This is a genomic window from Streptomyces sp. NPDC059169, from assembly GCF_042755225.1.
Taxonomy (GTDB): domain Bacteria; phylum Actinomycetota; class Actinomycetes; order Streptomycetales; family Streptomycetaceae; genus Streptomyces.
Map to the genome: position 1 here is coordinate 288,736 of NZ_JBHZCF010000007.1, position 13,404 is coordinate 302,139.

The window sequence follows — 13,404 nt, forward strand, 5'->3', positions numbered from 1 at the left end:
GGCGCCCGGGTAGCGATCCGCCGGTGGCGGCGTACCCGGGCGCCGCGCTCGGCCGGTGCGTGCGGTGTGCTAGATCCGGCTCTTGGCCGGTGAGCCGGCGTCCTTGGGGGCGGACCGCCCTCTCGGGACCAGCCGCGCCGACAGCGCACCGAGCCGGTCGGCCGCGCTCCGCTTCGGCTGGTACTTGTGCGCGTAGCCGTGCACTTCGCCGTCCCCGCGGGTCGGTGCGGCGTTCAGTACGGCTCCCAGTACGGGGACGTTGACCCGTTCGAGGATCCGCAGGGTTTCGACGACCTGGCTCTTGCTCGTCTTGCCCGCCCGTGCCACCAGCAGGTACGCGTCGATGGCGGACGCCAGGGCCGGGGTGTCGGCGAACGGGAGGGCCGGGGCCGTGTCCACCACGACGTGGTCGAACTGCTCGGCGAGCGAGCGCAGGAGGTCGGCGAACTGGGTGCTCCCGAGGAGTTGGGTGGGGTTCGGCGGGATCATCCCGCTGCTGAGCACCGAGAAGCTTCCTGCGGATTGCAGGACCTGGCTCAGTTCGGCCTTGCCCACCAGGACGGTCGTCAGCCCCGCATCCCTGACCAGGCCGAGGGCCGGTGCGATCGAGGGCCGCCGCAGGTCGCAGTCGACCAGGCACACCCGCGCGCCCTCCTCGGCCAGGCTGGCGGCGAGGTTGACCGACACGCTGCTCTTGCCCTCCCTCGGCAGGGGGCTGGTGACGGCGATCACCTTCGGCCGCCTGTCGACCTCGGCGAACTGCAGATTGACGCGGAGTTTGCGGAATCCTTCCGCCCGCGGGCAGTGCATGTCGGCGCGCATCGAGACCGGCTGCCGCGAGGCCCGCGGGTCCTGCACGATGCTGGAGAGGACCGGCGGCCCGCCCGCGCCGGCCAGGCACGCGGACAGGTCCTTGGAATTGCGCATCGACGTGTCCACCTTCTCCAGCGTGAACCCGAGCGCGAGCCCGAGCAGCAGCCCTGCCGCAACACCCAGGGCGATGTTGAGCTGGGCGTTCGGGAACGCCGGTGCGGTCGGCACCGCGGCCGGCTGGGTGATGGTGAGTCGCACCGGGGACGGGTCGTCGCTCCCCTCGGGACGCTCCAGCTCCTTGATCACCTGGGCGAAGCGGGCGGCCACCGCGTTGCTGATGCGCGCTGCTCGTGCGGCCCCCGTGTCGGTGACCGTCATCCTGATGAGCACCGTGTTCAGGGGGGCCTCGGCCTTGATCCGTTCGGCCAGCGTGGACGGGGTCATGCGGAGCCGGAGGGACCTCACGACCGGCCCGGTCACGTCGGGGCTGGTCACGACCTCGGCGTAGGACTGGACCCTGGCCTGGGTGAACGCGTTGCCCTGGTTCAACTGGGACGTGTCGGTGTCGCCCTGGAGCGACGCGAACAGCGTGGTGGTCGCCTGGTACTCGGGAGTGGCGAGAGTGGTTGCCAGAATGCCCGCCCCGGTTCCCAGGAGAGTGACCAGGGCGATGACCCGCCAACGGCGGGAAAGGACTCGTAGGTAGTCACGCAAATCCAAGGGTCGTCCCCGATCGGAGCGAGTGGGTGGAACAATCACCCTAGGACTGCGCTGCGGAATTTCGGTCACACGGCATGTTCGCCAGCCTTTTCGTACCCCAACGGAGTGCATGCATTCCGTACGAGGGCGGCGACCTTCTCCCGCCAGGGATTTCAGGAGTCGAACACGCAGCCGTGAATTCCGTCGCAGTCATTGTGGAATAGCCCTTCCGACGCGCCCGGAAATGCGCAGTCAGGTACAGGTGCGTGCGGTCGCTGACGGTTCGTCGCATGCCTGTCCGGTGCCCGGTCGACGGGGGAAGCAGTTTTCCGGAAACGAGAACGGCGAGCCCGCGGATGCCGGTGCCCAGCCGGGGTTTCCGGCCGGCATGACCACTATCCGGCGGGGAATTCCCTGACTGCGTTCGCGAGGCCCGTCAAGCCTGCATCGCCACGGCGATCCGTTCCACCGACTCTTCGATCCGAGCCACGCACGCGCGTGTCTCCTCGGGGCTCCCGCCGAGCGGATCGGCCACGTCGTCGTCGTGGGCCGACGCCCCAGCCGTACCGCGCCGGGCCGCCGCGCCTGCCACGAGCGCGGCGAAACGCGCGGCGGGCTCTGTCGTCCCCGCCGCGTCCGCGGCGCTCGCCAGCCGGGCGAACTCCCGCAGGCTGAACGCCCGGCACAGTGCCCGGACGGGGGACAACCGCACCGCTGCCTCGCGGTGCTCCGTCGCGGCGCCGAGCAGCAGGTCCGCGCCCTCGACCAGTCCAGCGGTCAGCCGACGGGCGTTCACCCCGGCCGGATCGGCGCCCCGTTCGCGCACCAGGGCGGCGGCAGTGGCCGCCATCGGTGTGCCGGGGACGGCGTCGGTTCCCGCGCTGCTCACGTGGATCGCCGCGCCCAGGGCGGCCAGTCGCCGCCGCAGGAGGCAGGCGGCGACGGGGGAACGGTAGAGGTTGGCGGTGCACACCATGAGGACCCGGAAGGGGGCCGGGGCCGCTGCGGAGGGCGCGCTGTCAGGATCGGGCATGGCACCAGTATGGGACGGAAGGCCCATTTCCATCCTTGTCCGCGTGGGTGGCGGGCGAGCGTCGTCCCCTCGCCGGTGGGCGGTCGGGTCCCGGGGCCGGACGCGCCAACGGCCCGGTACGACGGTGCTCCCGTCGTACCGGGCCGTTCCGGAAAGGCGGCGGACTACCGCCGAGGCGGTGGCCGGTGTTCTCCTCCCCGGGGTCCCTGCCGGTCGTCAGCCGCGTCGGGCGCCCGAGCGGCGACGCTTGGCGATCAGCAGTGAGCCACCACCGAGCAGGAGCAGGCCGCCCGCCACGGTGATCAGGGCCACCGGGGCGTCGGAGGAACCGGTGTTGGCAAGCCCGACCTTGTCCTTGTCGCTCTTGTCTCCCTTGTCACCCCTGTCGCCCTTATCTCCCTTGTCGCCCTTGTCGGAGTCGTGGTCGTTGCCGCCACCGGACCAACTGTGGTCACCGTCGCCGCCTCGTCCGTGGTCGCCGTCATCGCCGCGTCCGTGGTCGCCGTCGTCGCCGCGTCCGTGGTCGTCACCGTGGTCGCCGTCGTCGCCGCGTCCGTGGTCGTCACCGTCGCCGCCGTTGCCGGGGCGTCCGTGGTCGCCGTCACCGTTGCCGGGGCGTCCGTGGTCGCCGTCACCGTTGCCGGGGCGTCCGTGGTCGCCGTCACCGTCACCGTCGCCGTCGCCGGGCTGGCCCCCGCCGTTCCGCGGGTCCACGGTCACCTGTGCGTACAAGTGCCGTCCCGACTCCTGGCCGATGAGCTGGAGGTTGTAGGTACCGGTGGGGGTGTCTCTGGGGATCTCGGCCTGTCCGTTCACCACGCCGCCGGAGTCGGCGATGAACGTGGCGAGGTTCACGGGGCCGGACGGCGGCGCCGACGAGGACGTCTCGCTGGACGTCGGTGAGGGCGAGTGCGTCGGCCGGTCGTGGTCGCGGTCGTAGGAGTCGGTGGGGTTCGCCATGGGGCGTTCCGCCGCACGTGCCTGCGGAGCCGGAGCCGCCTGGGCACCGCCGGCTCCGGTCGCCACGGAGACGAGTCGGGCGAGCGCGGCCTCGTTGATCTGGTAGCCGGACGCGGGTCCGATGGTGACGGTCTGGCCGGGAAACAGGGTGGTGTCGTCGACCAGGAGGCCGGCCGTCGGGGGATACTGCGCGTGTGCCGGCCCGGCCGTGATCAGCGGAGCAGCGGCAATCAGGCTTGCGGCGGCGGAAGCCAGGGCGATCCGCCATCTCGAGCGTCTGGGCATCGTGTTCGGGGCTCCTTCGGAAGGCGCTTGATGAGTGGTGATCCTGTTGTTGTCGGTGTGGGGACCGTCGAACACCCGGTGCCGGACAGGTGTGGCTGTTCCGCCGTCTGCACCACCTCCACCGCCATCGGCTGATCTCCCATGCCTCAATCGGCGCTGCGGCTCCGTGGACGCCCGTCGAGCGCCCGGTCCGTGACGACGTGGGGCACCGCCCGGCGGGCATCGGGGCAGCGGCCGAAATCAAGCACGGGATCAATAGACGTGGCCCCCGAGCACCAAACAGGCACACCACCGGGCTCCTCAGGACGGTGCAGTGGTTGCACCCGCTTGGCCCACCCGGCCGTCGCGGTCCGTGATCGGAGCGCCCCGCTGGGTGCGTTGCCGGGCCGCATCCCGCGACCCTGCGCACACTGGGAACATGCGCGGGACGATCGTCAGCCCGACGGCGGAGCGCGACGACCTGCTCGCCGCGGCCGTGGTCAAGGCAGTGGCGGGTACCGGTGCGTACGCGGGCAGCGTGTTCATCCGCTCCCACGACCGGCGTGCGGTCGTGTTGGCAGCGACGTGCGGGGTGCCGCCCTCCCAGCTCGGCGGCTGGCGCCTCATACCGGTGAACAGCCCCATTCCGGTCGCCGTCGCCTACCGCACGGGACGCACCGTCCACCTGGCCGGGGCCGAGGAGACCGTGCGCCGGTTCCCGCAGCTCGCGATGGCCCTGCCGCACTCCTTCGGGTCCTGTGCGGTGCCGATCGGGACACGGGGGGAGTCCTTCGGGGCGCTGGCCGTGGTCTGGGGTGCGTCGCGGGGCGGCGCCGGCCTGACCAAGGCCCAGCGTCGCCAGCTGCGCGCCGCCGCGGGCCGGCTCGGTGCCGCCCTCGCCGACCTCGTGGACCGCACGGGTGACGCGGTCGAGTGCGATCTGCAGACGGTGCCCGTCGAAACCCCGGCGCCGACGGACCCGGCCGTGCGGGTGGGGCTCTTCGACTGGAATCTGGACACCGACGCCTTCAGCGCGGACGACGAGCTCCGCACGATCTTCGGCCTCGATCCGGACACGTCCGACCTGCGGCCCGAGGTGCTGGCCGCCCGGCTGCACCCCGGTGACCTCGCCACGTTCCGTGGCACGGCGCGGTCGGCGGCGGCCGAGGGGCGGGTCGGCGGACGACGACTGCGGGTACGGGAGGCGTCGGGCGCCGACCGGTACCGGACGGTCGAGCTGTGGGGGCGCCTGCAGCACACCGGCGGTGAGGACACCGGCACCCACCTGGTGGGGTCGGTCGTCGACGCGACGGTGGGCACGGCGGCCGCGGCCGCTGTGGAACGGCTCAGGGAGGGGCTCTTCTCCCTCGCCCCCGACGGGCGGGTCAGCCACCTCAACCAGCGGCTCGGCGGGCTCCTGGGGGTGCGCGTCGAGGAGCTCCTCGGCCGTTGCCTCTGGGACGTGCTGCCGTGGCTGTCCGACCCGGACATCGAGTTCCGGTACAGGACGGCGATGATCGAACAGGCCCCGGTCTCGTTCACGGCTTGCCGGCCGTCCGGCCAGTGGCTGGCCTTCCACCTCCATCCGGAGGCCGACGGCGTGACCGGGTGGGTGGTCCCGGTGGGACGGGCCGCAGTGGACGCCGCAGCGCCGGACGTCGCGGCTGCGGAACCGCCCGTGCCCGGCGGCGGGAGTGTGCCGCCGCCCGTCCCGGACGCGCCGGCGGTCGCTCCCCCAGCGGCGCGCATGGGCGTCATGTACCACGTCCTCCAACTGGGCTGCGCGCTGACCGAGGCGGTGACCGCCCGCGAGGTCTGCGGCGTCGTCGCCGACCAGCTCCTCCCTGCCTTCGGCGGCCAGCAGTTGGCGATCCACGTGGTGCGCGAGGGGGCGATGCACCTCATCTTCCACACCGGCGACCACGAGGACTTCCTCGATTGGCTGGAGGGCGTTCCGCTGCACGCTCGACTTCCGGGAACGGAAGCCCTGACGTCGGGCGCCCCGCTCTTCATCGAGTCGCAGGCGGACCTCTGCGAGGGCTACCCCGACATCCCCACGGACGGGGTGAGTTCCTGGGCGTACCTGCCGCTGATCGCCTCGAGCCGTCCCATCGGCACGTGTGTGCTCGGGTTCGACGAGGCTCACCGGTTCACGGCCAAGGACCGCGGCGTCCTCACCGCTTTGGCCGGCCTGATCGCCCAGGCGCTGGAACGCGCACGGCTCTACGACTCGGAGTTCGCGCTCGCCCGCGGTCTGCAGCAGGCGTTGCTGCCGCACCGGCTGCCCGTGGTTCCCGGTGTCCGCACCGCCGCCCGCTACCTACCGGGCACCAGTGGGATGGACATCGGCGGTGATTGGTACGACGTCATCCCCACGGAAGACGGGGTCTGCCTCGTCATCGGGGACGTCGAGGGCCACAGCGTCGCCGCTGCCGCGACCATGGCCCAACTCCGCAGTGCCGTACGGGCTTTCACGGCGGTGGGCCATGTGCCGGGTGAAGTGGTGGCGGGGGCCAACCAGACCTTGATCGACCTCGACCCGGGCCTGCTGGCCAGTTGTTGTTACCTGCGCGTCGAACCCCGCGACCACCGGGCGTACGCCGTGTGCGCCGGACATCCTCCGCCGCTGCTGCGCGACCCGGGCGGTGCCACCTGCGTCCTCGGCCTGGACCCGGGACCGTTGCTCGGAGTGGACCGTGCGAGCCACTACCCGGGTCGTTGGATCGACCTCCCGGCGGGCTCCGTGCTGGCCCTCTACACGGACGGTCTGGTCGAGGAGCGGGGTACCGGCATCGAGGTGGGCATCGACCGGCTACGGGCTTCGCTGGCCCATGCCCGAGCGGACTCGTTGGACGAACTCGCCGACCGACTGCTGCACGGTGCCCGCGGCTGGGCCTACCGGGCCGACGACATAGCCCTGTTGCTCACCGAGTACGAACACTCCCACAGCGGGGACCAGGCGCCGGAATGATACGACGCCGCACCGGCGACGGCATGCGGTGTCCACGCCCGACTGCCCGGCAACCGCGTCGCGTTGTGCTCCACGGAGCGGCCCTTATGGTGGGAGATGTGGCGGATTTCGTCATGTTGCGCACCCTTGGTGTGCTGTCGTCGCCCGAGGGAACGACCCACTGCCGTCCCTGCGCCCCGCCCCACGGCCTCCGGAAACCCGGGCGGTCTGCAGCGGAAGCGCACGGGGAGGCAGTGAGAAGGAGGAGCACATGTCGCACACGACGCAAGCCCCCCGGCACGTGAGCGGTCTTCGCGATGCCCGTTACGGCGAAGTGGTGCTCATCACCCCGGACAAGGACGGGAGCCTCAGGGCGGCCGTCTACAACACTCTCGGTCTCAACGACTGCCCGCCGGAGTGGTGGGACGCCCTCAACCCCCAGGCGCTGGCGGAGGAGTTCGACGTGCCGGCGGTGATCCTGAACGGCCCGCGGTTCTGGGTGGTCGACGAGATCACGGCCTACGAGGTGGGCGGCACGGAGACGTTCGACGGGCTGGAAGCCCGTCTGGTCGCGCAGGTCCCGTTGCCTGCGGGGCGGGACGTGTCGGGGCCCGACAAGGAGTACTACGCCGACATCGTCGTCAGACGGGACACGGAGTACGTCTTCGCCGCGGGGAAGCCGGTCTACTCGCTGCTGGCCCCCGACGGCAAGACCTACGTCATGCAGACGTACGCCCACATCGTGGACGACAGCCTGACCATGGCTTCCCTCCCCGCGCTGGGGGAGCGACTGCGACTGCCCGAGGGGTGGCGTTTCCGGGTCCACGAGCCCGACGAGGACCTGCACGTCCGCACGGTCGACGGGGAGGCCCACGTCGTACAGGACGACCTGGAGAACACCTACATGCTCGTCGTCGACTGAGCGGCCTCCGGTCGCGACCGGACGGACGGGCTCGTCTCGTCTTCCGCTGTCGCCGTCCGTCCGTCCGTCACCGGTCCCGGCCGGTGGGCGGTCGGGCGCCCGTGGCCCGTTGCTCGTCGCCCGTGCCGATCCGGGCGACGAGCAGGGCGATGTCGTCGTCGGCCGAGGCGGGCACGAGGTGCGTCACCAAGGTGTCGCACACGTGGTCCAGTTCGTCGCCCGGCGCGCCGAGGAGGTGGGTGAGTTCGGTGAGCCGGTCGTCGATGTCGGTGCCTCGGGCCTCGACGAGTCCGTCGGTGTACAGGACGAGCAGACTGCGCGGGGCGAGCGTGACGTCGGTCGTGATGAAGTCGACGCCGCCGATTCCCAGGGGCACCCCGGGAGGGAGGTCCAGGATCCTCGCCGTGCCGTCGGGCGTGACCACGGCGGGCGGCGGGTGCCCGGCGCGGACGATGCGGCACAGCCCGGTCGTCGGGTCGCACACGGCGTAGAGGAACGTCGCGAGCATCGGCTCCGCGAGGTCGGCGAGGGCGTGTTCGAGCTGGTGCAGCAGGTCGACGGGGGACAGGTCCAGGCGGGCCAACGCCCGCACCGAGCTGGAGAGGCGTCCCATCACCGCGGCCGCGGGGGTGCCGTGGCCCATGACGTCCCCGATCAGCAGCCCCGCCTTGCCCCCGGGCAGACGGACGACGTCGTACCAGTCGCCGCCGACCTCGTTGACGTCGCTCGCCGGCAGGTACCGGTGGGCGACCTCGACGCCCGGCGGCGGCGTGATGTGTTGGGGCAGCATGCTGCGCTGGAGGATGACCGCGGTGTCGTGCTCGCGGTGGTAGAGGCGGGCGTTGTCGATGCAGACAGCGGTGCGGGCGCAGAGCTCACTGGCGAGCGTGGTGTCCTCGGTGCCGAACGGCTCCGGTAGGTCGGACCGGTAGAACGTGGCGATCCCCAACACGGTTCCGCGGGCGATCAGCGGCGCCATCATGAACGAGTGCACACCGATCCGCAGCAGTTCCTCCGGTCTGGTGGTGTGCGCGGCGGCCGGGGCGATGGCGCGGGCGTCGAGGTGGGCGATCAGGAACGGCTGGCGGCTCACGACCACCTGCGCGTAGGGCGCGGAGCCGGGGAACGCCAGGGTGTGCCCGAGCGGCGCGAGGGTGTCCCCGGCCGGGGAACTGGTGAGCGGGGCCTTCCCCAGCCGTCGCAGGATGGTTCCGCCGACCATGCCCAATCCCGGATCGCCGCCCGCGGCGAGCGATTCCGGGACGTCGACGGTGACGACGTCGGCGAAGTCGGGCACGCACAGGTCGGCCAGTTCCTGCGCGGTGCGGTCGAGGTCGAGGGTGGTGCCGATGCGCACCGCCGCCTCGCTGAGCAGGGCCAGCCGGTGCCGGTTCGCCTCCGCCTCGAGGTGGGCCTGCTGCTGTTCGCTGATGTCGATGATGAAGGCGGTGACCCCGATCGCGTGGCCCGCGGCGTCCTCCAGGCGGACGCAGGAGCACGACCACACACACTCGTGGCGGGCGTGCACCGGCGTGCGGGTGGTGTGGCGGAAGTCCAGGACGGGTTCACCGGTGGTCAGGACCCCGCGCAGCACACCTTCCAGCACGGACGCGTTCCCGTGCGGGAGGACCTCGGACGGCCGCCGCCCCAGGTGGGCCGCTTCGGGCGCGCCGTTCATGGCCTGCAGCGCCGGGTTGACCCACAGGAAGCGCAGCCGCGTGTCGAACATGGCGAGCCCGACCGGGGCGCGGGCGAACAGCCCGTCCCACACGGCGGAGGACCCCCTCACCCGCCGGGCCTCGTTGGCGTCGGTGGCGAAGACCAGCATCGTGTTGCCGCTGCGCCGGCTCGGTACCGGGCACGCCCAGATCTCCAGCTCCAGGGGGTGCCCGTCGCGGTGCCAGGCGGTGACCGTGCCCATCACCCCGCGTCCGCTGGCGGCCGCCTCCCACAGGGAGTGCCCGAGGCTCCGGTCCGCGCCGGGGTGCAGCAGGTCGACGATGCGGCGCCCGATCGCCTCCGGGGGGCGGTAGCCGAGCAAGCGCTGTGCCGCGGGTTCCCAGCGCACGATCTTCCCGTCGGCGCTGGTGGCCACCAGCGCCACGGGCAGGGCGCCGAGCCACCCGCCGGCGTCCGGGGTGGCTCCGGCGCCGTCCATGGCATCGATGGGCATGTGTGTGTTCATCGCCGACACCCGCGCGGCCTCGTGTGCTCCGTGCTCCGTGCTCCCAGTATGAGCGCCGAGGGGCGCTCCGGCACAGGGGCGCCGTCGCTCCCGTACACGGTGGGTGACCAGAGGTTGCGGGATTCGCGCACCGGCCGCGGGCGTCGGCGGCCTGCGCCCGGGCGGGCCCACCGGGCCCGCCCGGGCCCGTCAGGACTGGTCGGCCAGCAGGTCCAGGTGGGGGAGGTTGTGGCCCATGCGTTCCCGCTTGGTCCGCAGGTAGGCGAGGTTCTCTTCGCGCGGCGGGGTCAACAGCGGCACCTGCTCGTCGATGCCGATGCCGTGGCGCAGAAGGGCGTCGCGCTTGAGCGGGTTGTTGGACAGCAGGCGTACGGACCGTACGCCGAGGTCCTGGAGGATCTCCGCCGCCACCCGGTAGTCCCGGGCGTCGGCCGGGAGACCGAGGGCGAGGTTCGCCTCGACCGTGTCCAGCCCCTCCGCCTGGAGCTGCATCGCCTGCAGCTTGGCCAGCAGACCGATGCCGCGGCCCTCGTGACCCTGGAGGTAGACCAGGACCCCCCGCCCTTCGCGCGCGATCTCCTGGAGCGCCGCGGACAGTTGGTCGCCGCACTCGCAGTGCCGCGATCCGAAGGCGTCTCCGGTGAGGCACTCGGAATGCAGTCGGGTAAGGGCCCCTTCCCCCTCGACGTCGCCGTACACCAACGCTATTTGTTCTTCACCGCGATTGCGGTCCAGGTATCCGACAGCGAGGAAAACACCGTGTTCGGTGGACAGCCGGACATTTGCCACGCGTTCCACACCTGAAGAACCCGCACTCTCGCGGTGTGCGCCATCGCTATCTATCATGTCCCTGATCATATCGGGTAACCTCCGGAGTTGGGGACGGGAATTCGTTGAGTGGATGTCAACTGGTTATCCTGTGAGGGATCTTGGACCGGTGGGCGAATACTTTTGGGTAACCTGCTCCCGTGGAACGAAGAAAGAAAGGCCGGAGAAGATGAATGGTCCGCGCTCGCGACCCCTGGCGAACGGCCTGTTGCCACTGGATACGACGACGGAGGACGTGCGGGTCGACCGGGCCGGCGTGGCCATCCTGCCCATCGGGAGCTTCGAGCAGCACGGGCCGTACCTCCCGCTGATGACCGACACCGTCATAGCCTGCGCCATAGCCCGAGAGGTCGCCGCCGCGTACCGGGTGCACTGCCTGCCCCCGGTGACGATCTCCTGCTCCCACGAGCACGCCGCGTGGCCCGGCACCGTCAGCATCTCCGCCGCCACCCTCTACGCGGTGGTGCAGGACATCGCCGAATCCCTCCGCCGTTCCGGTATCCACAACCTGGTCCTCGTCAATGGACACGGTGGGAACTACGTACTGCGCAACGTGGTTCAGGAGTCCGCCGGCAGTGGTACGCGCATGGCGCTTTTCCCCGGGTCCGCCGATTGGAAGGCGGCACGGGACAGGGCCGGTGTGCAGACGACCTCGCACAGCGATATGCATGCGGGTGAAGTAGAGACGTCCATACTGCTGCATGCTCATCCAGAACTGATCCGTCCCGGTTATGAGACGTCCGATTGCCTCGCCGATGACCGGGAACATTTGTTGACGCTCGGTATGCGTGCCTACACGGAAACCGGTGTGATCGGTCGTCCGTCGAAGGCGTCGTCAGGGAAGGGTAAGGAACTGCTCGCCGGCCTCGTCGAATCCTTCGCGGCGTACTTCGCGTTGATGGGTCCGGCAGGGACGCAGGCGGAGGGTTCGGTCCCGCCGCCGAGCGGTGCCCCTGCCGCCGGCTCCGCCCGCGCGGACGACACGCGTGGGGAGGCACGATGACCAGCATCACCGCCGACCGGGGACACCTCGTGATCGACGCCGCGGAAGCCTGGAAGAGGCTGCGCACCATCCGCACCGACCAGGACGCGGACGCCGCCGGGCTGCTCAAGGACACGGAAGGCCACCGCCGTTGGCGAAACGCTTCGCCCGAAGCCGTCGACCTCGCCGACCGCTATCTGTCGCTGTGCCTGGCCGGCCCCCGCTTCACCTTCGCCCAACTGGGCCAGAGCCTGGACGGATTCATCGCGACCCGGACCGGCGACGCCGACTACGTCACCGGCGAAGAGGACCGGGAGCACCTGCACCGCCTGCGCGCCCTCGCCGACGCGGTGCTCGTCGGAGCCGGCACCGCCGTCGCCGACGACCCCCAACTCACCGTCCGTGCCTGCGCCGGCGCCAATCCGGTGCGCGTCGTTCTCGACCCGCACGGCCGGGTCCCCCTGCAACGACGGGTGTTCAGCGACGGCGCGGCGCGCACCCTCTGGGTGGTGGGCGCCGACAGCGAACGCGCGCACGCCGCGTCCGACCTGGCGGGCGTCGACGTGCTCGTCCTGCCCGACCGCGAGGACTTCGCCCCGCGCCGCCTGGTGCGCGAACTCGCGCGGCGCGGTCTGGGCCGCGTGCTCGTCGAGGGCGGCGGCGTCACCGTGTCGCGCTTCCTGCACGCAGGAGCCCTCCAGCGGCTCTACGTCACCGTGGCACCGGTGCTCATCGGCAACGGAGTGCCGGGCCTGGGCTTCGCCGGGCCCGAGTTGATGCGGGACGCCCTCCGACCGCCCACGCGCCGTGCCACCCTCGGCGAGGACACCCTCTTCGAACTGGACCTGAGGGCGGCGCATCCCGGCGACCCACTGGGCCACGAGCACGGCGACCCCGGGCAGGCTCGCGGCGAAGGCGAGTAGCCCGTACACGACGGCGACGGTCAGGCCCTGGGCGGCGCCCAGGCCTGCCGCGCCGAACGCCCACGCCGTGACCCCCTCGCGGGGCCCCCAGCCGCCGACGTTCAGCGGCAGCGCCATGGCGAGCAGCGCCAGCACCATCAGCGGCAGCAACTCGGCGGCGGGCGCCGCGGATCCGGCTGCGCGGGCGGCGAGCAGGAACATGGCGAGGTACCCGGCCAGCACCGCGCCCGACGAGACCAGCACGCCCGGCCATACCGCACGGGCGGTCAACCCGGCGCGTGCCTCGGTCAGCGCGGCCCGGATCCTGCCGTGCCGCCGTGCGGTGTCGCGACGGGCGCGCAGCAGCACCGCCGTCACGACCCCCAGGGCGCACACCGCCGCGAGTGCGGTGAGTCCGCCCGGCGACCCGGCGGCCCCGCGGACCGCCCGGCCCGCCTGCGCCAGGGCCGGCGAAGGCTGCACGAACAGCAGGACCGCACCGACGACGATCAGGACGACCTGGCCCGCGACCCGTTCCAGGACGACGGCCCGCACGCCCCGGCCGACGTCACCGGCACACCGCCCGTGCCGCACCGCACGGTGCACGTCGCCGAGCACCCCACCGGGCAGCGCCGCGTTCAGGAAGAGCGACCGGTAGTAGTCCGCGACCGCACGGCCCAGCGGCAGCCGGATCCCGAGACCGCGGGCCACCAGGCACCAGCGCCAGGCGCTGAACACGGTGGTGAGCAGCCCTATGCCGAGCGCGGCGAGGACGACGGGCGCGTCGATGCCCCGCATCCCGTCGACGAACGCGCCCGTGCCCTGCCACCACAGCATCGCCACGAGGATCGCCGCACCCCCGAGCA

General features: G+C 71.8%; 9 protein-coding genes and 1 pseudogene. 4 read left to right on the forward strand and 6 right to left on the reverse strand.

The genetic code is table 11. The annotated features are described in order from the left end of the window. Positions 1 to 69 precede the first annotated feature (69 nt). The 3 genes from ACFXOM_RS16055 to ACFXOM_RS16065 all read right to left on the reverse strand — a co-directional run bounded on the left by ACFXOM_RS16055 (position 70) and on the right by ACFXOM_RS16065 (position 3,790). Positions 70 to 1,533: a polysaccharide biosynthesis tyrosine autokinase gene (locus tag ACFXOM_RS16055; protein WP_384929194.1), complete on the reverse strand. Its 1,464-nt coding sequence runs from the start codon at positions 1,531 to 1,533 to the stop codon at positions 70 to 72. Between the two features lie 415 nt (positions 1,534 to 1,948). After that, the gene (locus ACFXOM_RS16060; RefSeq protein WP_385038207.1) at positions 1,949 to 2,545 is read right to left on the reverse strand and encodes a low molecular weight phosphatase family protein; all 597 of its coding nucleotides are present in this window, start codon (positions 2,543 to 2,545) and stop codon (positions 1,949 to 1,951) included. Positions 2,546 to 2,761: 216 nt separating this feature from the next. After that, entirely contained in the window at positions 2,762 to 3,790 is a 1,029-nt protein-coding gene (locus ACFXOM_RS16065) for a hypothetical protein (protein ID WP_385038210.1), read from the reverse strand. 418 nt (positions 3,791 to 4,208) lie between these two features. On the opposite strand from ACFXOM_RS16065, the gene ACFXOM_RS16070 reads away from it, so the two are divergent. Continuing rightward, positions 4,209 to 6,740 (forward strand): SpoIIE family protein phosphatase, encoded by a 2,532-nt coding sequence (locus tag ACFXOM_RS16070; RefSeq protein WP_384929186.1) that lies wholly within the window; start codon positions 4,209 to 4,211, stop codon positions 6,738 to 6,740. A 250-nt stretch (positions 6,741 to 6,990) separates the two neighbouring features. Further along, positions 6,991 to 7,641 (forward strand): hypothetical protein, encoded by a 651-nt coding sequence (locus ACFXOM_RS16075; RefSeq protein WP_384944089.1) that lies wholly within the window; start codon positions 6,991 to 6,993, stop codon positions 7,639 to 7,641. A 67-nt stretch (positions 7,642 to 7,708) separates the two neighbouring features. Here the strand turns inward: ACFXOM_RS16075 and ACFXOM_RS16080 are convergent, their stop codons facing one another. Both ACFXOM_RS16080 and ribA read right to left on the reverse strand, forming a co-directional pair. Then, positions 7,709 to 9,826, reverse strand: coding sequence for a SpoIIE family protein phosphatase (locus ACFXOM_RS16080; protein ID WP_384929181.1), 2,118 nt, complete (start codon positions 9,824 to 9,826; stop codon positions 7,709 to 7,711). Positions 9,827 to 10,015: 189 nt separating this feature from the next. Beyond that, a complete protein-coding gene (gene ribA, locus ACFXOM_RS16085) occupies positions 10,016 to 10,672 on the reverse strand; it encodes a GTP cyclohydrolase II (protein WP_384929179.1) in 657 nt (218 codons plus the stop codon). Positions 10,673 to 10,823: 151 nt separating this feature from the next. Between ribA and ACFXOM_RS16090 the strand changes: the two genes are divergently transcribed. Both ACFXOM_RS16090 and ACFXOM_RS16095 read left to right on the forward strand, forming a co-directional pair. Further along, positions 10,824 to 11,657, forward strand: a complete 834-nt coding sequence (locus tag ACFXOM_RS16090) for a creatininase family protein (RefSeq protein ID WP_384929176.1) — start codon at positions 10,824 to 10,826, stop codon at positions 11,655 to 11,657. Further along, positions 11,654 to 12,559 carry a RibD family protein gene (locus tag ACFXOM_RS16095; protein WP_384944090.1) on the forward strand — a complete coding sequence of 302 codons (906 nt, stop codon included), beginning with the start codon at positions 11,654 to 11,656 and terminating at the stop codon, positions 12,557 to 12,559. The genes ACFXOM_RS16090 and ACFXOM_RS16095 overlap by 4 nt, the downstream gene beginning before the upstream one ends. Here the strand turns inward: ACFXOM_RS16095 and ACFXOM_RS16100 are convergent. Further along, a pseudogene (locus ACFXOM_RS16100) lies at positions 12,491 to 13,375 on the reverse strand (YbhN family protein); the annotation flags it as partial. The gene ACFXOM_RS16095 and the pseudogene ACFXOM_RS16100 overlap by 69 nt on opposite strands. Between the last annotated feature and the right edge of the window lie 29 nt (positions 13,376 to 13,404).